Source organism: Chryseobacterium sp. G0201, from assembly GCF_003815655.1.
In the GTDB taxonomy this organism is placed as follows: Bacteria; Bacteroidota; Bacteroidia; order Flavobacteriales; family Weeksellaceae; genus Chryseobacterium.
The window spans coordinates 3,778,999-3,799,918 of sequence record NZ_CP033917.1; the positions used below are offsets into that span (position 1 = coordinate 3,778,999).

The 20,920-nt window shown below is 34.4% G+C and carries 17 protein-coding genes; 11 read left to right on the forward strand and 6 right to left on the reverse strand.

Annotated elements, in window-relative coordinates:
* The first annotated feature begins 253 nt into the window (after nucleotides 1–253).
* Nucleotides 254–778: a hypothetical protein gene (locus EG348_RS16930; protein WP_123984150.1), complete on the forward strand. Its 525-nt coding sequence runs from the start codon at nucleotides 254–256 to the stop codon at nucleotides 776–778.
* Nucleotides 779–984: 206 nt separating this feature from the next.
* On the opposite strand, the gene EG348_RS16935 is transcribed toward EG348_RS16930, so the two are convergent.
* Nucleotides 985–1,665 (reverse strand): hypothetical protein, encoded by a 681-nt coding sequence (locus EG348_RS16935; protein WP_123984151.1) that lies wholly within the window; start codon nucleotides 1,663–1,665, stop codon nucleotides 985–987.
* Nucleotides 1,666–2,043: 378 nt separating this feature from the next.
* On the opposite strand from EG348_RS16935, the gene EG348_RS16940 reads away from it, so the two are divergent.
* Entirely contained in the window at nucleotides 2,044–3,711 is a 1,668-nt protein-coding gene (locus EG348_RS16940; protein ID WP_123984152.1) for a S9 family peptidase, read from the forward strand.
* Between the two features lie 24 nt (nucleotides 3,712–3,735).
* Here the strand turns inward: EG348_RS16940 and EG348_RS16945 are convergent, their stop codons facing one another.
* The 3 genes from EG348_RS16945 to EG348_RS16955 form a co-directional block, all read right to left on the reverse strand.
* Nucleotides 3,736–5,079, reverse strand: a complete 1,344-nt coding sequence (locus EG348_RS16945) for an O-antigen ligase family protein (RefSeq protein WP_164463318.1) — start codon at nucleotides 5,077–5,079, stop codon at nucleotides 3,736–3,738.
* A gap of 520 nt (nucleotides 5,080–5,599) precedes the next feature.
* On the reverse strand, nucleotides 5,600–6,115 hold the full coding sequence (locus tag EG348_RS16950) for a hypothetical protein (protein ID WP_123984154.1): 516 nt from the start codon (nucleotides 6,113–6,115) through the stop codon (nucleotides 5,600–5,602).
* A gap of 12 nt (nucleotides 6,116–6,127) precedes the next feature.
* Nucleotides 6,128–7,630 (reverse strand): hypothetical protein, encoded by a 1,503-nt coding sequence (locus EG348_RS16955; RefSeq protein ID WP_123984155.1) that lies wholly within the window; start codon nucleotides 7,628–7,630, stop codon nucleotides 6,128–6,130.
* A gap of 249 nt (nucleotides 7,631–7,879) precedes the next feature.
* Here EG348_RS16955 and EG348_RS16960 point away from each other — a divergent pair, with 249 nt between their 5' ends.
* Nucleotides 7,880–8,326, forward strand: coding sequence for a hypothetical protein (locus EG348_RS16960; RefSeq protein ID WP_123984156.1), 447 nt, complete (start codon nucleotides 7,880–7,882; stop codon nucleotides 8,324–8,326).
* Between the two features lie 181 nt (nucleotides 8,327–8,507).
* On the opposite strand, the gene EG348_RS16965 is transcribed toward EG348_RS16960, so the two are convergent.
* A complete protein-coding gene (locus tag EG348_RS16965) occupies nucleotides 8,508–8,810 on the reverse strand; it encodes a hypothetical protein (RefSeq protein ID WP_123984157.1) in 303 nt (100 codons plus the stop codon).
* 147 nt (nucleotides 8,811–8,957) lie between these two features.
* Between EG348_RS16965 and EG348_RS16970 the strand changes: the two genes are divergently transcribed.
* The 6 genes from EG348_RS16970 (at nucleotide 8,958) to EG348_RS16995 (ending at nucleotide 14,920) form a co-directional block, all read left to right on the forward strand.
* Nucleotides 8,958–9,974: a hypothetical protein gene (locus EG348_RS16970; RefSeq protein ID WP_123984158.1), complete on the forward strand. Its 1,017-nt coding sequence runs from the start codon at nucleotides 8,958–8,960 to the stop codon at nucleotides 9,972–9,974.
* A 500-nt stretch (nucleotides 9,975–10,474) separates the two neighbouring features.
* A complete protein-coding gene (locus EG348_RS16975) occupies nucleotides 10,475–11,242 on the forward strand; it encodes a hypothetical protein (protein WP_123984159.1) in 768 nt (255 codons plus the stop codon).
* A 208-nt stretch (nucleotides 11,243–11,450) separates the two neighbouring features.
* Complete coding sequence (locus EG348_RS16980; RefSeq protein ID WP_123984160.1) at nucleotides 11,451–12,311, forward strand: AraC family transcriptional regulator; 861 nt, start codon at nucleotides 11,451–11,453, stop codon at nucleotides 12,309–12,311.
* Nucleotides 12,312–12,389: 78 nt separating this feature from the next.
* Complete coding sequence (locus EG348_RS16985) at nucleotides 12,390–12,977, forward strand: O-methyltransferase (RefSeq protein WP_123984161.1); 588 nt, start codon at nucleotides 12,390–12,392, stop codon at nucleotides 12,975–12,977.
* A gap of 11 nt (nucleotides 12,978–12,988) precedes the next feature.
* Nucleotides 12,989–13,609, forward strand: coding sequence for an NAD(P)-dependent oxidoreductase (locus EG348_RS16990; protein WP_123984162.1), 621 nt, complete (start codon nucleotides 12,989–12,991; stop codon nucleotides 13,607–13,609).
* Between the two features lie 3 nt (nucleotides 13,610–13,612).
* Nucleotides 13,613–14,920, forward strand: coding sequence for an alpha/beta hydrolase (locus EG348_RS16995; protein ID WP_123984163.1), 1,308 nt, complete (start codon nucleotides 13,613–13,615; stop codon nucleotides 14,918–14,920).
* Nucleotides 14,921–15,124: 204 nt separating this feature from the next.
* Here EG348_RS16995 and EG348_RS17000 read toward each other — a convergent pair whose 3' ends face one another.
* On the reverse strand, nucleotides 15,125–15,466 hold the full coding sequence (locus tag EG348_RS17000) for a transposase (RefSeq protein WP_228414770.1): 342 nt from the start codon (nucleotides 15,464–15,466) through the stop codon (nucleotides 15,125–15,127).
* Nucleotides 15,467–15,748: 282 nt separating this feature from the next.
* Here EG348_RS17000 and EG348_RS17005 point away from each other — a divergent pair, with 282 nt between their 5' ends.
* The gene (locus EG348_RS17005; protein WP_123984164.1) at nucleotides 15,749–18,736 is read left to right on the forward strand and encodes an AAA domain-containing protein; all 2,988 of its coding nucleotides are present in this window, start codon (nucleotides 15,749–15,751) and stop codon (nucleotides 18,734–18,736) included.
* Nucleotides 18,737–19,302: 566 nt separating this feature from the next.
* Nucleotides 19,303–20,919 carry a hypothetical protein gene (locus EG348_RS17010; RefSeq protein ID WP_123984165.1) on the forward strand — a complete coding sequence of 539 codons (1,617 nt, stop codon included), beginning with the start codon at nucleotides 19,303–19,305 and terminating at the stop codon, nucleotides 20,917–20,919.
* Nucleotide 20,920 lies beyond the last annotated feature (1 nt).

Below are 20,920 nucleotides of genomic sequence, written 5' to 3' on the forward strand. Positions count from 1 at the left end.
CGATGTGCTGTTAAACAAAAAAATCCTTGTCTATAAACCGTCTTGCAGCGGTATCTTCGGATTTTTTATATCGGAAATTTAGCGTAAAGGCGGACTACTGGAAGCGAGGTGCAGTAACATTCCTTTCCCAATTTTAAAATTTTTAAATGTGAATATATTATATTTACATTAGTATAATAATTCTGATACAGAATTAAACTTAGTGCATCCCGCATTTTATAGCATTCTATTACTTTATTGAACTATTTAATATATGAAACATACCATTTCATTACTGTTGCTCCTGCATGGATGTCTTCTTTGTAGTCCTTTCCTGTCTGCGGGAAATCAAATCTTCGCGGGATATTCTTTGCCAATAACTGTGGAGAAAGAGTTTCCTCCAGCCAACAAGCTGATTGCAGAGATTGAACAATCTTATCCTAAACTCAAATTTAAAAAAGGACAGGAGGTCAGGAAGAGCGATTATTATTATGTCAACTGGGAAAGAAAAGGAGGTATGCAGATTTTTTCCAGAAATGATATTATCCTCACCGTTAATATGGTGGTTGTCATGAAGAAAAGTGAAATTAAGAAAAATCAAACGCCCATTTTAATCGATAGGCTTCTTACAGATATCATTAATAAAACAGCATCGGACTGGTACATCGCACAATTAAAAAAAATGTCAAACTCCAGTGATTCTGTTTATAGTAACCAGCTCAAGCAAAAAGGCAGTCTTCTTACTGTTGCATTTGATGAGCATACAAGTGCTTTAACAGTAACCTTGCAAGCAATTTAAATGGATGCCAACTCCCTCTTTATAATTATCACCTTTAAAACTTAAAATGCATAAACCAGTTCGATTGATCCCATTCAACCAATTTTAAAGTATAGGGAAATTAACTGTAAACCACTTGATCGCTGATCCACTTTTATTGGTGAGAAGGGGTCAATTCTTTGTGGTTTTTCCATATAGCGAACATTTCAGCAAGAATCAGGGTATTATCACTTCTTTTTGGTAAGATCGTGCACTTTCCATAATTGATAATTTAATTGATACATCAATCGGAAAGCTTTGCAAGCGCGTTCCAACAAGGATGACCAGTTGTTATCCATTTTCCATTTCAGAACCAAAGATCCAAATTCCCATTGAGTATTTCCATCATGCATGCGATCAGTTTGATTTAGCATGAATGTTCGTATGATTTGAAAAATTACGCTCGTCTTGTTTTCAAAATATGGCCTTTGTTGAATATTCAAGCCTCCGCCACCTGAATATTCAAAATCACCGATACCCTTTAACTCCAGCAAGATTGCCCAAAAATCATCAGACATGAACCGAAGGTTTTCTGAATGATTAACGTATGTTTCCAGATAGAAATCATTCAATTCAACTCCCCAGTTAAAACTGATATCCATCTTTTCAGATTTTAATAAGATATACTGACCAAAAGGAAACATGAAACAGTTAGAAGTATCCCATCTATCCTTAAACTTGACATATGAAAAAAAATTTTCAGCGATGCTAAACAATAAGTCATTAGTTTGAAAAAATATGCGTTCCCGATCGACTTCATCGCCGTTAGTCTCCGGTTCACCTTGCAGTAAAAGATGTTCGCCCAGCTGACATTCCCAGTTTTCGAAATTACACTTACTCTGCGTGATTATTTTATTTATGGCAGTCATGAATTGTGACGGTTAATTTCGTAAAGTTAACAAATTGCCTAGCAATGTTTCCCACTATGCTGTTGGCCATAAGAAGATGGCACTGATTGGAGTAAAATTGGTCAGAAATCACTCGTCTTATTATTTTACTGGAAATAATTAAAGATAGATTTATACGCGCTCCGCGTCGGAGGATGGAATAATAAGTTTTGTAGTAGATTGAATACTGATTGATATATGATTCGTTTATTTATGGGCTGGAACTTTTTCCAAATTAATGAGTCGAAATACTCAGAATGCGTATATTTTGTAATTAAAATAAAAGCTATAACATTATGTATGTTGGATTAGTTTAATTAATTTATGGAGCACTTTTACGTATGATTAACTAGCGAAATAATGAATGGCATAAGATACTTTTTATTGATATTCCTTGTGAATGCTGTATCTTGCAGGAAAAATAAAAGAACTTTTAGTGCTGTAGCTCCGACTGAAATTAACAAAAGAATTGTGATCTCGGAGAAATGCAATAAATTGGCCTACTCTTCAAATGAATTTGATTATTTTTCTCCGGTAATCATCGATAATATTTCAGATAATAAAATTGAATATCCTAAAATAACACGTAAGCCCACAAATAACAGTTTTCCTTTCAGTTTTTCTTGTGACTGTAAATACGTCTCAATTGCGTCCGAACAAAGAAATGGAAAATTTAGGGTTGAATATCTTGATTTAAATAATAATAAGTTGATTGCGATCCCTTCACAGGAGTTATCGGCGGATAACGGAAGTCCTTTTTTTTCTCCAAATAATTCTTTAATCGCTTTTCTTTCGGATGGGGCATTAAAACTTTATAATTATAATTACCAGTATTATCTCACGATAAAAAATGATTCAACTTTAAAATTTACCAACCTAATTTGGAATCAGTCAGGAAAAGGAATCTATTTGCAAGATCTCCATGGTGATATCTGGCTTTACGAACTCTCTGGTCAGAGGTATTCTATCCTTTTTCAATCGTCACAGCCCTTTACAACAAACCGATTGATAAGTCCAACACCAGATGACCAAACATTCTATTTTATTTCTGACCATGAGTCGCAATTCAATCAGATATACAAATACACAAAAGGAAGATTAGAGCTAGCCGTAAATAGTGCGCATGATAAATATTTAGAAGGAAGGTTCATTTTGAATGATAATTTAGTTTATCGAGAAAATGTAAATGGCTATCTCATTGCAAAGAAGGTAGCTTTAAAAAAGAGTTATAAATTGTCACTAATGGATGAGGTGGTATATGATTATTTCTCAGGAGATGATTATGATATCTATATAGGGGCTTCACTTAATCAGCCTGCTGCTTTGTTCAGAAGAAAAAAAATAAAGTCAATACCAGATTATTTAAGTGAGAAAATTATCACTAAGCCCATTCCTAAACCCGAAGAATTTTACAATCAAGAGGGAATGGTTAATTACATTTACAGGCCAATAGTAAAAACGAAATCATGGATGCTCTGGCTTCACGGTGGTCCTTACGAGCAAGTATCTGTACGTTATAATATGTTTGTTAACACACTTGTAGCTGCGGGATATGGTGTTGTTGTACTGAATTATCCTGGCTCTACTGGAATAGGCAACGAGTATGAATTACGGGAGTTAAGTTCAGAAATGCAATTAGATGTTCAAATTAAGAGGGTTAAAAGAGATCTGAATGAGATTGAATTAATACATCCAGAAATTAATAAGCTTGCTGTTTTGGGAAATAGTTATGGGTCAATTATTGCTCAAAATTTGGCAGCTGACCAGAGTTTTAAAATGGATAAACTCATTGACTTTTCAGGACTTTACAGTTCTGAATCGACAAAAAATAAACACCCAACTTTATACCTCTATGGGGAGAATGATTTTAGTTTAATAAATTCTCAACGTGTGAGGTTTCTTGAAATTGATGGCGACCGGAAAGGAGTTGATATTATTAAATTAAAGAATGAAGGTCATGTGATTACCAGAAAATCAAATAATAAAATCGTTATTAATTCCCTTCTAAATTTCATGGCTGAAGATTAAGTATTTATAAAATATTAAAGAAATCTAATTCTGATCTGTCAGAACTTTGCTCGCAGAAATTTTTATATTCTTCACTTCAGGTGAGGGGATTTTTACAGGATATGAAAGTATTTCGCGAGCAATATTGGTAGCGTCAGATGTTTTGTTACGTTTTAATGCAAGTTTCATCAGTTTATATTTACCCATAAATTTACTTGGTACCATTGAAATGGCTTTTTTGTAAGAAAGTTCGGCTTTATGTAAATTATATAAATTAGAATACCCATCACCAAGATAGAGGTATAGTGTGGTGCAGGGCAAATAATTTTCTGCCTTCCTAAGTGTTAGGACGCCTTCTTTAGATAAACCGGCTATAATTTGTTCTGAGCCGTAATTTACAAGGAATTTACCATTGGTGCTTAGTTCAACGCTAGCTTTATTGTATAAGGGTCGTGCTGTGGCAAAATCTCCTTGGAGTGCATTGAATGAAGCCTTCTCCCAAACATAACAGCTTTCAAGGTATCTGATTTCCTTTTTGAAAATAAGAAATGAAAGAATGCTAACGCAAATTGTAAGTGCTATTCTAAACGAAAAATGTGGAGAGAAATTCCATGATATAAGTTCGGGTTCTATTCCCGCAGTGAGTACCGCAATAAAAAAAAATACATTAACAATAATTGATGTAAGTGATAACGGGTAAGAAAGCGTACAGCATACTGCGATTGATAAAAGTGATCCTATTGCGCCATATTGGATTGGTGTAGGATTTTTTATCATTTTTATCGAACGATAAGATATCGAAACAAAAATTACAACAAAGGATAGCCCTACTATTCCTAATTCTACCAAAATTCGCAGTATTTCATTGAAGGGTTCGAAAGTGTCATCCGCAAGAAGCTGTAATGGGACAGATACCTTATGACTTTGAAAATATTCTGCCTGATAGTTATTATACAAGGATTTAAAACTGCCTAAGCCTGATCCAAAGATTGGGTTTTCTTGTATAATATTAAAGCTTATTTTATATATTAAAAATCGACCATGAACAGATTCTTTGTTAATCGAGTATAGGATATACAATAAAACTAAAAGTAGCAGCGCGCAAGTAATCCAGACATATCTCTTATTAATTCGCAACTTCATTTTTTCCGGTAAAATGATTTTATATAACGAATAACCTAATCCAATAATGATACTCACATAGGCTAATCTAGCATGACTATTGAAAATTGTAATAATGCAAAAGATGAAAAGTACTAATGCCAGTAGCTTTATAATCTTTCCAGTGCGCTGTGGACTTGCCTGAAAATAAATGCCAAGAGTAAAAGGAATAAGTGAGGTAAAATAATTAGCATTGGAGCCCGAATTAATAGGCACATTCATTTTCATAGTGCTAAAAATTGAGAACGGATGTAGTTGGCCCTGGTACAGAAATGTGATTAAAAGGGAAGTAATTAAAAAAGCTAATGTATATTTTGATTGAAATTGCTGGTATGTTTGCTGAAAAAAAATGAATAATAATAGAAAAATAAATATGGCAATTGCGGTATATTGACTAAGTAAACCTATTATGCACAGCTCAAAGAATATATATAACGCAAGAAAAAATAAGAATAAAGAAATTCGGGATATTTTAATTTGGATAGGCCTCCAGGGAAAATAAAAGGTAGAAGTAAGCAATAGGGTGAGGGGGAAAACAAAGGTTATGTAAATCCTATTGTATTCCATAAACCCTGAATTTATTTCTTCGAGAATGAAAATGTGACTAAGAAAAACGACTGCCAAAAAAAGAACTATACCAATATTTTTGATGTAAATGTTTGAAGCCATTTTAAACTGGGCAAGCGTTATCTTAAATATTAAATAAAAAGGTCTGATTTGGAATCAGACCTTTTAAGGCAATTGAAATTTATTGTTCGAAACTTATGTTCGGAATGACTGAATCTAAAACGGCTTTTGCTTTTTCTCTTCCTGAACCATTGAATTCAAGTAGACCATTCACTGAAGAAGTTCCTGAGGAATTTGTGCCAAAAAAACGTAGTTTATTTTCGGTAGTATTTTCAGTAATCAAAAACTTATTACCTTTGATACTAACTATTTTAGAACTGTAGGAAGATAGTCCCTTGGCCATTTCATCAAGCCCCTTTTTCACTTTATCCAAATCGACCTTTTCGGGTTTTTTTGAAGCAAATACCGTTACGAGAACATTGTCAGTTAAATAGACTGATCTGTTTTCGGAATTTGGTAGGCTCACAACTTGTATATCATTTTGCTTCGCTATAGCTGTAAGATCGGCAGTAGTGATTTTTTGAGTTTTAGAGGGGAGAACCATGTTCACTCGGCTATTTAAGCTTACTTTTTGGGCCACGACAGTTTTAGAAACTGCAAATGCCAAAAAGATTAATAACATTATTTTTGTTTTCATATTTTCATTTTTTTAATAGTAGCAAGGTTTGCCCTGAACAGTAAATCCAATCTTCTCTACAGGCACAAATGAATTCGAACCCGGTTCAGATTTAAAAATTTGGACTGCATTTCCTAATTTACTCATCAATGCCCAAACTCCTGCTTGGCCAACATCAGATGAATTGTTTGCCAACATATAATTTTGTGCTTCACTAATATATGAATTATTATATGCAGTTGGATTACTAAGGTAAGTCTGATATTCTGCCATAAGCGTTTGCCAATTCTCTACCTCAATGAGATAACCCGTGCCGTCCGGAAGATATGTTGTTACTGTTACGGTTTCTTTGTAGAAATTGGTTCCACCACTAGCTACTAAATCTGGATTATTAAGGTTGGTTATGGGCCAGAAAGCGTCTGCAGGTGAGGGCCCTGTCCCCCCTGGATGGCCATGCGCAATTCCAGTTGTGTATCCATCATAAGGATTCCATACAAAATTAGAAGTAAAACTTCCTGTTGACGAATTTGTTCTTGGTGTAGTGGGGATTGTTCCAAAGGAACCCGGATACACATTAGAATTTTGTTCAGCGCCCCATTCAACATTTGTGGAATTATTTATAATAGTGTTTTTATTCGCAGCTACGGATTCGTTATTCCCCATTAGAGTGAGGAATTGTTGTCTGTAGCAGGGGTCACGAGGGCAATATGCAAGTAGTGTGGTGCCGCCTATGCATCCACATGCGGCCTTATAAGCGGTTCCATTTTCTACACCGGCACAATCAATTTTTGGTGCTCCCCCTCCCGGTGGGCTTCCTCCACCATCTCCCTGTCCGCCATTTCCACCAGAACAGCTTGTATAGAGGTATTCGCTATCCTGACCAATTATCGCTCCAGTTGCGTCATGATATGTAGTCACAACATACCAATTCGTACAATTCGTCTCTGTCGCTAAAATAATGTTCCCAGAATACCTTTTTGCATCAACGCTACCATTTTTGGTAATCTGCGAAGTTCCCTTAATCATATGTCCATCCCTAAAGACTCTTCCTTCGAGGTAGCGGTATTGTAGGTTGTAAAGAATAATGCTTCCTGTAAAGTCTTTTATTTTGGTCTGATTGAATTTGATCAATAGATTTTCTTTTTCCTTTTCTAGATACTCAGGAGTTCCAAAGATTTCTACTATATTTCCAGAAATGATGATTCCATTTTTTTCTGTAAACACATATTTTCGCAAATAGCTAATCTTTTTTGTTGTTAGCTTGTATTCTTTTAAAGGGACAGTTAATATATTGGAGCCATCTTCTAACTTTGTCTGACCAGCATTTTCCCACATAGGTTTTGCTGCTTCAAGTTGATCCCATTTGGATTCTACTGCAAGTTGCTGTGAACTGGATGCTTTAAAAAATAGTTTAGCATTTTCAAGTATTTCTTTTTGAGGCGGTTCGCCAGATGATTGTTTTTCACCCTTCCGACAAGATGACAAGACTATTATTCCGAATAAGAACAATAATCCTAAAAAATAAATTTTCTTCATAATTTAATAATGGTTTGTTCTGAGTAAATGAAAAAGAGTTGAACTATATGACCTGTTTTTGAGGTTTTGGCTTATTTTGTTTTTTACTAAGCTTGTAGTATTTGAGCATATAAAAAAACGATGTAAGTCTATTTTACACCAAATTGCCTGCTGCAAGGACGAAACTAGGTTGTGCGATGACTAAATAGGAAAACTAAGATCGAAATCGTTGCTATTAATTCTGATTTAATAGTCTAAAAACAATGATAAATGATTAAATTAGATTTTTCCTGGAGCACTTCAGGCTGTAAAATCATTTATTCGATTATCCAGGAAAATAGGAATGATCCATATTTTATTTATACTGAAGAGACATTGATTGGTAGTATTCAAAAGGTGGAAGCAAATTGGGCGCAAACAAGCGGAGATGAAATTTTGGATGATATCATCGAGAATATGGGCATGTTAATTCAGGAACAAACAAATATTGCGGAGCTACCTGATGAGATCAAAGCACTTTGGCCAACAGAAGTCGTTGCTGTTGAAGTGATATCGGATGCAGCGTACCTGATCATCATCGGGGATGAAATCGATATCGCGAAATTTGAAATTGAATTTCGCAATCAGATTACCGACTGGGTCGACCAGCAATGGCAGGTGAAGTTTCAGGTTACTAAAAGAATCAGCGAAGAAAGCTTTGAGGTAGATGTTAATTAGACCCCACATTATGTTTTTTTATACTTGCAATCCTCCGTTAATAAACCGTCTTGCAGCGGTATCTTCCGATTTTTTCAATCGGAAATTTAGCGTAAAGGCGGACCACTGGAAGCGAGGTGCAGTAACATTCCTTTCCCCATTTTAAATTTTTAGGTTTTGCCTTGATATGGGAAATTGAAATCTAAAACATTTGAGGGGTGACAAAATAAGCAGCAACAAGTGCCACTATTCCGATTAGAAAAAGTTTAAGGTACATATTTCGGTCAGGGGGTGTTTTGCTGATAAGACAAGCGACGAGCATCCAGAGCATCCACACGGCAATCCACGCAAAAAGCACCAGGCCGTAAATAAGACCAGACAAATCATATGCCCCGCCACCGGTCTGTCCGCCAGATTTACTATCAAGCACGACCAAAGTCAGGATGACAAAGGGAACAACAAGAAAAGCTAATCTTAACATTAATTTTTTACTGGTTTTGCTCATAGACATAGGTATTGTTGATTACAGATCTGGTAAATATTTGGTCGACTAAATTTATAAAAAAAACTAATTACCACGCTTAACTTTAACAAAGGTTTGAAAATCAGGAAGGTATAATTATTGCATGTTTAGCACAAAAAACCTTTAACTATGAATATTTTTAAAAACGCAATTTTAATTTTCTTACTTATTTTTTCAGTATCAAGTTGCGCTGATTCCAATAAAAAAATCAAGGCGGAAATAGATGAAATGAATCCTAAACTTACGAGCTCAAACTATGTAAGCACCCTTTTGAGTTCGGTAAAACATTCTTCCAATGAACCCTATTATTATTTGTTTGTAAGCCATGAAGCTTGTTATTTCGAGATTCTGGTGAATGACTTACCGGTATATCATAATTATGATCTGGGACAAGTTGTAACACCTATTGATATTTATTCTGCAATCAATAAAACAGGTAAGCAAACCATTACCTATAAATTATACCCTCAAACGGAAAGCCAGGAAGGAGAAGGTGTTAAAACATTAGTGGATTTCACCAATATAAAAATAGAAGTTTTTCAGCGTAACAAGGCGGATACCGGTAAAAATGCCTTTGCAAACGAGAAACCAGTAATAACACATACCAGCTTAACGGAAGCAGATGGCAGAACCTTTGTGGGGAAAGGGAAAGATTATTACCAGTACAGTTTTACTTTTGATGCAGCCTTGCCCTATGAAAATACGGGGTGGGAAAATAGTACTGACCTGAGTAAAATGGATCAGAAAGAATTACTGGCTAAAACAGAAAATGCCTACAAGCAGGTTTGGCAAATGAAAGATCAAGAAAAAGTTGATGATTTTTTTGCACTGCTATTTAACAAAGAAAAAGAAAATGCACAATGTGAGTACAGCACTAAAAATGATTTGGAGGAATCATTGGAAAACTATAAAATACCCCCATTAGCAAAAGACTACAAGATGCAGCCTCTGGAGAAATATAAAATGGTTTTGTATGGAGGAGGGCGATTGGTCCGTTTAGAGCAAACTTCTGTTGATAAAAGGTTAAGGAGTGAATCGGCACTATGGGCAAAATACAAAGATGAGGATGGAAATGTGATCGCAAATTTTATCAGCCTGTATCTTCATATTCCAAAAGGAAAAACAAATTTCGAAATTATAAGATAATCATCATATTAAGCCTTAAATTATTTCTTTTGGTGGGCAGTGCATAAACCAGTTGATTGCTAATCCACTTTTTTTGGTGAGATGGGGTCAATTCTTTATGGTTTTTCCAATTATAACAAATACACAAATGCACCATGAATTAAACATTATAAACTCAAGATAGTCCAAACCAGGCTTTGCCACACATTTATTAGAACAGGGGACAGATATTAGCTATATCTAGAAATTACTGGGGCATAATGATATCAAAACCACCCTTATTTATGCACAAGTTGGCAAAAAGGATGTGAAAGCAATTATAAGTCCATTAGATAAAATTAAATGGTAGGAAACTTTAGCTTTTTAAGTAGGCTTTTAAGAATGTTGTACTCAAAATACGAATAAAAGAAATATAAAAAAATTACGCCCAACCTATGTGGGGACACATTAATTATTTTGCCACTTAAAAACTTGCGTATATTTAAGAGTTATAGGCAATGCTATCCAAAAAATAGGTTAAAATGAAAATAAATAAAATTCTACAAATTATTTTACTAAACATTATTCTAACGAATTGTAATAAGAAAGATTCAGAAATTTATGTTGCAATAGAAAATTTTGACAATTCTTTAGATTACTTAATTACTCAAAAAACATATAATAAAGTTCCATATTTGGTTTTCCAAGCCGACACGCTGAAAAATAATCCAGTAGAAATTATAGAAACTTGTTATTTAAAGACAAGTGATAAAGACTCTATGAAAATAGATGCAAATTGCCATATTTATAAATTTGCAAATAATGAATTATTTATCAATGTAAGTGAAGACCAATTAGGAAATAGATTTGTTCAAAAAAATATTTACTTCAGTAATAAAATCGACAACGAATTATTGGACAAATTAAGAAGGCAAAAATCTGATACCATTTATATTGGAAATCTAAAAAAATATGACAACAAGGGTAATTTAGTAAAAATGGTTAGAACAACTGAATGGAAAAATATACAAAGTGATGGCTTGATAGTAATTAATGACAATAGATTGTTAGAAGTATATTCTAAAAATAAGGATGGAAATGTAACACCGTACAGAAAAGAATATTTTAATAAAAAATATAATGTTGATAGTTTGAAGAACCTGAAAGTAGAGGAATTTGCAACGACTAATTTATGGGACAACGACAAAAAAGAATATTTGTACAAATTTGACAAATATGGCAATTGGATTGAGAAAAAAAAATTAAACAGTAAATATCCTGAAGTTTATTATAGAACTTATAAATATTAACAGCACTGCCTATAACAAGTGTTTTGCTTCAGGCGGGCTGAAGTGCAAAATTCAACGGCAGTTTTTCAATTGAACTTTAGTAATAATATCAGCATTTGTGCTTCGATTTCCCGCCCGAACGCAAAGCCCCAAAACGTTAGCTGTAATGCAACCAAACTACCTACTAACTCAATCCTCTTAAAAACTATCATTTCACTACATTTGCAAAATGTTCAAAACAATATCTATTGCTGACCTCATCAATCAATCTCATAAACAGATTGATTTTTTGGTGGACAAATTTGAAGATATGGTAGAACCCGAAAATATTGAATTTCCACACACCCATAATTTTTATGAAATTTTGTGGATTACAAATGGGACAAGCGGCCAGAATATTGATTATAAAAATTATACTATTTCGGAAGATACCCTGTTTTTTATTTCGCCGGGTCAGCTGCATTTGTTTGAAGAATGGGAAAATATACAAGGCTATGCCATATTATTCACAGAACAGTTTTTTCTTCAAATATTTCAAAATAAGAACATCCTTTTTGAGCTTTCTTATTTGGATAATTTTCACGAAAATCCATTTTTAAAACTTAAAAATGAAGATAAAAAAGCGATAGAACCCATCGTAGATTTACTCTATCAAGAATCTAAAAGCAGTGAGAAATCAACCGAAACAATTCAAGCATTATTATTGGTTTTGTTAAGACGTATTCAAAAAATATTTTCGGCAAAAAATAATCAAAATAGCAGCAAACATCAAATGGTAATTTTTAAGCAGTTTAAAAATTTAATTGAATTAAATTTTGCTAAAAATCTTTCTGTTTCAGATTATGCCTCGCAACTGCATATTTCTACTCATCATTTAAATACATCCATAAAAACAATCAGCGGAAAAACACCTACTGAAATAATAAAAAAACGAATTATTTTGGAAGCACAGCAATTACTCCATTTTTCCGAACTTACAGTAAGCCAAATCACCGACCAGCTCGGCTTTGAAGACAGCAGTTATTTTGCACGTTATTTCAAAAAACAAGTTGGAGTTTCTCCATTAGAATTCAGAAAAAGCATCTCCTAAAAGTACCGAGAAACCTACGTTTTGTCCTAACAAGTTCCTGCCTTTCCGGCTCATCTTTGCATCATCAAATAATTAAAGATGATGAGCGAAATAATATCCAAAACGAATATCATTCACAATTTCTTAATCCAGCACCGTAATACCTGGACAGATTACAACGTGCCTTTTGAAGACGGACAAGAATTAGAAAAACTAATCCTTTCCAACAACTCTAAAAATATTTTAGAAATTGGTACATCCAGCGGTCACTCTACCATTTGGTTGGCAAAAGCGGCAGAAAAAATAGGCGGAAAAGTAATAACCATTGAAATAGACAAAGGCAGATTTGAAAAAGCAAAAGCCAATTTTGAAAAAGCTGGAGTTTCCCATTTAATAGAAATGAAATTGGGTGATGCGATGCAAATTATCCAAACATTAAACGAGGTTTTCGATTTTGTTTTTTCCGATGCAACGTGGAGCACACAACCTGCGGAAGGTTATACCACTTTCTTTAAACTTTGTGAGCCAAAAATAAAAATTGGCGGACTTTATACAATGCACAATGTTATTGATGGTTATGGCGATGATGGAAGATTTTTCAAGTATTTAGAAAAATTAGGCACGTATAAAACATCAATTATTAATGTTTCGCACAACGGAATTTCAGTCAGTAAAAAATTAAAATAAATAGTAAAATTATGTCAAAAAAAGTAATTGTTTTCGGGGCAACAGGCTTAATGGGAAAACAAATTGTAAAAGAAAATTTAAAATCAGGAAATAAAGTAAGTGTTTACATCCGACAAAACGAATACCCTGAAAATGTGACCATTATCACAGGTGAACTGAATGATGAAAACAAAATTGCAGAAGCCATCAAAGGTTTTGATGTCATTGTTTCAGCTGTTGGAAACAGAAACTACGAAGACCCAACTATGGTCGTTGCACCCGTTGGAAAATTATTAGCCAAATTGGTTTTGGATAACCAACGGTTAATTATAGTTGGCGGTTCAGGACTTACGTTACACGACAGTAAAACATTGCGCAGAGATTTGGCAGGACAACCCGAATTTCTAAAAAATCAACGAGCCGACCATTGGGAAGCTTATACGAACATCGCACTATTAGACATAAATTATCTTTTTATCTGCCCAACAATGGTGGTTGAAGGCGATGCAGATGGAAACTATCTTTCACAAGAAAATTATTTCCCTAAAAGTGAAGCCAAGCAAATTTCGGCTGGAAATGTGGGGCATTTTATTGCAAAAGAAATTGTAGAAAATAAATTTAACAAAACAAGAATAGGATTAGTAAATAGCTAATAAATGAAAAAAATAATTTTAACAACAGTAATAGTTTTACTATCCATTTTCAATAATGCGAAAGCCCAAACTGGCTTAAACTTTATCGGAAGAACATTTGATTATCAAATAGATAATTTTCATTTGAATTTGGAGATTGTATCCGATAATCAGGCAAAATGGACATACATTTCTGCACCCAATAATGAAACAGGGAAAACGGCTGTTGAAAATTGTAAAATTGAAGAAATATCACATGGAATTTATAAAATCTATTGGACGGAGAAAGATGGTTCCAATGTGGTTGATATCTTTAATTTAAATTCCAATGAAGTTTTCGTTGCATTTAGTTTACCCAATAACAAACTTTATAACTACAAAACTTCTTTTAAAATTATTTCAGAAAAAAGTGAAAACATGCTTCCTATAGAAAAAGTGAATTTCAAAAGTAACAACCAAAATGTGGTGGGACTTTTGTGTAAAAAGGATAATAAAAAGAAGAAACCCGCAGTAGTTATTTTAGGACCAATATGTTCGGTAAAAGAGCAATCGCCTATTCAATATGCAACACGGTTAAGCGAAAAAGGTTTTGTGGCTTTGTGCTTCGATGCAAGAGGTTATGGCGAAAGTGAAGGACAACCACGCCAATTTGAGAGCCTGAAAAATAAAGAAGAAGATGTAAGAGCTGCTATTGATTTTTTAATTTCGAGAAATGATGTGGATGCCGACAAAATTTTTGTTATTGGCATCTGTAACGGTACCAACGAAATGATGCAGGTAAGTATTGATGACAAACGTATAAAAGGAATAGCATTAGTTTCGGGAAATTATTTGATAAAAGAAAATATGGTCGATCTTTTAGGCAATGAAAAAATATGGGACACACATTTGCAAAGGGCAAAATTGGCTAAAGAAAAATTTGAAAAAACAGGCGAAGTTGAATACATAAAAATAACTGACAGCATTGGAAACGAACAGCTTTTACCGCCATTACCTATTTATGAATGGTATCATCCCTGGGAAAATAAAGCACCTTATTTTACGTATCGGGGCGGCTGGCAAAACAAAGTAACAGCAATGAGCGAGTTGGAAACCTTGAATTTTGATGCGTTGTCTGTGGCAAAAAAAATTTCAAAACCTACTTTGCTGATACACGGAGAAATGAGTGACGGTGGATATGAATATGCCAAACAGATTTTCAACTCAATTCCAACACAAAACAAGAAATCGGTTTGGATAGACAAAACCGTACATTTCCAATTTTATGATGACCCGAGAGTAATTGGACAAGCTGTGAATGAGATTTCAGATTGGTCAAATCAGGTTAACTAAATGAAAAATAATTTTAGTTTTTTTTGTAACAGTTGCCATATTTGTTATGAAAAATATAACCTCAAATTAGCACTACAGCTAACAAGGGTAACCGTTGCACAACTCCTAATTTTGTAGAATAAAGAAAATATCAGACCTCGTTCAAGCCTTTTTAAGCGAGGTTTATTTTTGGAAGTAGAAAGAAATATGGATTATTTGAGAGGCTTAATTCCAAGATATGTTACTCGTATTTTTTACTTTAAAATAAAAGCCAAAATTCCCTTTAGGAAGATTCATGATTTGGACATTTTGATTGAACTTTCTCGTCACAAACTTCAGAACTTTCTTCAGATTATACGATAAACCTGACATTAATATGTATTTATTGGTTTGAGCCATTCCTCGACTGTTGATTCGCTTCATATTAAAAAAGTTAATCAAGATACCCAAAACGGGTTCCACCGTGCTTGATCTTCGTTTGACCAATCTGCGATGATAGGCTTTATTTTGAGTGAGCTTTTCGTGCATCTTATCGTAAAGTGCATAACCCAATTTGATTGATCCCATTCCACTAATTTTAAATCATAGGGAAATTAACTGTAAACCAGTTGATTGCTAACTACATGTTTTTGGTGAAATGGGGTCAATTCTTTGTGTTTTTTCCATTTGACCACAAAGTATCAGTATAATCAAATCTGCAATCAAATTCCTCTAAAGTAGAAAGGTTTAATCACAGTTTGGTGGGAGGCGATGTGTATTTTTGTACTATATTAGACAAATGAAATTCTATTGCTCTCATGTCGGTAACAGCCAATCAGTAATTAGAATTTGTAATAAAATATTGTAATTATGGAGGATGTCCGATGGTTGAAATATTGGAAGAAGGGATTGTCAGATTCGCTGAAAGCGGATATAGACATTGAAAAACTGCAACACTTTGAAATTGAAAATTTCGAAATGCAAATTCAGTCTATTTCAGAACTGGAGAAAGTTAACTTGCTGATTGACTTTGAGGAGGCCAGGTTAAATAAGAAGAGGGGAATTTCAGATAGAGATAGTGAAAATTGGGTTCGACTAAACAAAATCCAGATTGTTATATCCCCAATAAAAATTAAACCCACTACTGATAATTTAGTGATGTTGAAAGACAAAAAACCGAAATTTCCTTTCTGGTTTTTTGCTATTTTGGATAGGGAGGGGAGGTTAGGAATTCCTGAAGAGACGTTTCCAATATTTCAAAGAAAATATCTGGAACCACTTGCAGATGAAAGAACGGAATTTATTTTTGGTTCAGTTGAAAGTATTGATAAGGTTAGTGCACTAGGAAAGGAAAAATACGAGGATTATCCTGAGTACATCAATTATCTGAAGGCTGTATTTAAAAGTGGTATTGGCCAGGAGATTGAAAATTATACGACCTCAGCATATGAGACTATACATAATGGAATAATCCTGCTTCCGGATGAAGACATAAATGCGGCCGCTGGAATCATTCACCTGTATGAAAAGATACTCCATGAAAAGAATTTGCCTGAACTGCTTAAGTCCTTTATAAACCTCAAGAACGAAAAGCAAAACTTACCGATAGCTGTTTCGAATTTGATAGAGTCAAATGCCCTACATCTAGGGCAAATGGGATTTGGTTTCCCGCTTTCCATTTCCCAACGAAAAAGTTTGTACACGTACTTAAATGGAAATGATCGTGTTTTTGCAGTGAATGGTCCACCAGGAACAGGAAAAACCACGCTGTTGCAAAGTATTGTCGCAAGTAAATTTGTTGAAAGTGCAATTAATGGAAACAAGGCTCCGATCATACTTGCCTGTTCTACAAATAACCAGGCTGTCACTAATATTATTGATAGTTTTTCTAAAACAGATACAAGACCAGGTAATCTGGAGGGTAGATGGTTACCCGATGTTGAGGGATATGCAACTTTTTTACCCTCGAACGGTAAAACTGACTTAGAGTTGGAAGGCATCAACTTTAAAAAAATTAATGGGGACGGACTGTTCAATACTATAGAAAATTCCAATTTTCTGGAAAGAGCAAAAGACTTTTTTATAGAAAAGTGTGAAACCTATTTTGGAACAAAAACGCTAACTATCAGGGAATCTGCAACGAATCTGCAAAAGGAGATTATCCATATACAATCTTTACTTAAAGATGCTTCTCTAAGATGGTCTGACTATCTGAAAAAAGAGGAAATTTTTCTTGCTGACTATTTAAGCAAAAATTTAAAAAGCGAACTATATTACAAAAATAGTTGTTTGAACGAGCAGGTTTTTAAGGACGATATCAAGAGTTTGAATAATACAGAAGTAAAGATAATTCAATATTTTAATAACGAACCCTTTTTTAGAAAACTATTGTGTCTTTTTGGATTTAAAACTGCTTTGAAAAGTAGAGCTTCTGAGGTCAATATAATTTTGAGAGATTCATTAATTGAAGTCTCTGATGAATTTGTTTTTGCTAAAAGTAATATTCTTGAAATCACAAATTCCAAAATCCAAATAGCAAAAAGCATAATCGAAGCGATTGAAAAATGGAAGGATTGGAAAACGGAAAATGAAATAGGTGGTAACCCGCCACGAACAGAAGAAGAATATTGGGGCTTTGAACTGTTGAAGATCAAAGACAGCTTAACGCCTAACTGCTTTTATGACGAACTTGATGTTTCATTTAGACATAAGGCATTTCAATTGGCATTACATTTCTGGGAGGGGGAATACTTAATTAAACTGGAGGAAGATTTAGCAGACCGTAATTTTGCTGGAAAAGGTTTAGAGAGCGTGCAAAATAGGTGGGAAAGACAAGCCATGCTAACACCATGTTTTGTTAGTACTTTTTATATGGCTCCAAAGTTCTTTAGCTGGTTTAAGTTTTTAAAGAAAGGAGAAGACGGTAAAAACCTCTTTGATAATCCTCCATTATTTGATTTTATTGATCTATTAATCGTTGATGAGGCGGGTCAGGTATCGCCAGAAGTTGGTGTAGCCACATTTGCACTTGCTAAGCAGGCCGTTATCGTGGGAGATGTGAAGCAAATTGAACCCGTTTGGAACATTACCCATAAAATTGATGTGGGTAATATAAAAAAATGCGGGCTAATAGAAAATTATGAAGATCCGATTTATGAAAGGGAATTTGATCCAAAAGGTTTTTTATGTTCCACGGGTAGTATCATGAAAATGGCACAAAACGCGTGCAATGTCAAAGAAAGCGGTTTTGATGAAAAAGGAGTCGTTTTGGTAGAGCACAGGCGATGTTATGATGAGATCATTAATTATTGTAATGTTCTGGCCTATAATGGTCAGCTAGTTGCGCTTAAGGGCAAGGCAAAGGATGTTCTATTTCCACCCATGTACTGTATTCATGTGGAAGGAAATTCGACTGTTTTAAACGCAAGCCGGCACAATCAAGCCGAAGTTATGGCAATTGTAAACTGGCTAACTGTAAATCGCAGGATTATTGAAGAAAAGTATGGTAAGCTTGAAAATAATGTTGGTATAATCACACCTTTTACTGGGCAGAAGAATAATTTAAGACATGCGCTTAAAAAGGCAGGTTTTGATGTAAATGTGTTAAAAATTGGAACTGTACACGCCTTACAAGGGGCTGAAAGACCAATTGTTTTGTTTTCAATGGTTTACGGGAAAGGGGATTCCGGAACAATGTTTTTTGACAGAGACAATAAGCCAAATATGCTGAATGTGGCAGTTTCAAGGGCCAGAGATAATTTTATTGTATTTGCTGACACCAAGATTTTAAACAAAAAAGCTAAAAGTCCGTCAGGTATATTAGCAAAACATTTAACTTACGATACAGAATGCAGTTAAGTCTGAAAACCGTAACCAGTCTTATTGCTAGCTGGTAGGGATTAGCAGAACCTGAAATATTATAGCTCAGCACATTATGTGTTGTGAAGGTTTAGTAGAGTATAATTCATTCTATAATGGTGTTTTTTCGACAAGGTGCAAAAAAAGATGTTTTGTGTTAAACTAAGTTTTGCTCTTTGGCACAAGCAATCATCTCCATTTTGGATCGAGGATGTTTGTAAAACTCTCTCATGATAGTGAAATGTATATTCATCAAATTTTTCGCTCTTCGCAGAACAGAAATCATAAATAGGCACTATTTTTCTTGCACGATGAATTAGTTAAGTAGACCGTTATGCCGTAGTCTTTTGGTAGGCGAAGCAATAGCTGTGCATTTCCTCGGCAGGCCATTTATCTGTTTCATTTGAAAATTTCTTTTATCAAATATTAGTACGCGTTTAGCTCGCCTAATTATGAAGTGGATTTTGTTGGGTTAAGTGAAGTGGCAATAGTTGAAAAATCCGTAAATGAGAGAGGGGTTATATTATATTACTTAAATTGTGCGTAAAATATTTAACACCCTCATCATGCAATTAAACCCTAAACATTTTGATGTTACGTTGGACGCATTTTTAAATTCCTGGAATCTGAATCGGATAAGGACGATGACAATTGAAGAATATGCTGAGTTGTCAGATCATGATTCTTTATGCTATTGGCTAGAGTATGGGACAAAAGACCTTGGTGTCATTGGAAGAATGTCCTTGGGTAAATTTGAACTATGGAAGCCGAAACAGGGAGAAGCTAAAGAGTTTAAGGATGACAGGTTTAAGATGGAAGGAATCTTTGCATATAAGAGGCAAAAGGGTAATACACTTGAGGAGGCGTTTAGTAATATCAGGACGTCAATTTTTGAGATTGTAAGACATTCCTTAAACCAAGACTGGGAGGCCATAGAAAGAATTGAATTTCATTCCATCGTTAAGTGGAAACTTGCATGCTTATTTTCAAATAAGAAGTTGCTTCCAGTTTACAGTAAGCGGGCATTATTAGCTATTGCTAGGGGACTCGGCCATACTTTTACTAATAAAGACAGTAGTTTAGCAATACAAAATGCCATCATCATGCATAAGCCATCCGAAGAGGATATGGTGGACTTTTCGTATCGTGTTTATTCACAATTTGCTGGTCGTGACAAAATCTCTAACAAAAGTTATTTTATTGTTGGTGGCAAGTACAGTGATGATAGCGGCAATGATACCGTCTCCGTTATAGAAAAATTTATAGAAAATAGATGCATTGCAATAGGATGGCTAGATTGGTTAGACTTTAGTAACTATTTCGGAAAAAGCCCTAAAGTTATTAACGAGTTTGTTGATAACAATTGGGATGATGAAAGTCCAAGTTTAGGGAAAATTAAAAGTTATTTTCGAAATCTTGGGCAGATGAAACAAGGTGATATTATTGCAGTGAAATCACAAGGAGCCTATGGGCAACTTAAAATAATCGCATATGCTGAAGTGGTCGAAAGAGAAGGCCGTATTTATTGGCATGATGATGATCTTTTAGGGCATCATATAAATGTAGAATTTATTGAGGCAGGCTTTGTTCATGAAACTGGTGAGACTTATGCTGGTACAATCCATAAATTAGCTCCGGAAAAGGACGGTGAAAAATTTTATAAAATTTTTGGCTGGTACTCTGGGAATCAGTATAATGATGTCTTTGATGAGGAGGAAGAAAGTGAGTTTGATGCTGTAAATGTTGAACCTACGAATGAGGGGTACAATAATAAAATTGAAACAAGTTTTGAAAGAAGTGCAATTGCGTCAGTGATTGTGAATAGGTTACACAACCGGATCCAAAACCGTTTTATTCAATACTTAAAAAAGACCTATCCGGATCATCTTTGTTCTGGGGAAAAAAGGTTCATAGATGCAAAAAGAATTAGCCCCGAAGAAATTATAATATATGAAATTAAGCCTTTTGCAAGTGCATATTCGTGTATACGACAGGGTATAGGACAGCTATTTGATTATTTGCACCATGAAAAAAGTAACAAACCAAAACGGATCATCATCGTAGGACCAAATGAGCCTACATCTGCTGATCTAAAATTTTTGCACGAGATTAGAGAGATGCTGAAAGTTCCCTTCGGTTATATAGCTTTTGATGAGGCTAATGTAAGCGTTAAAGAATATTAAT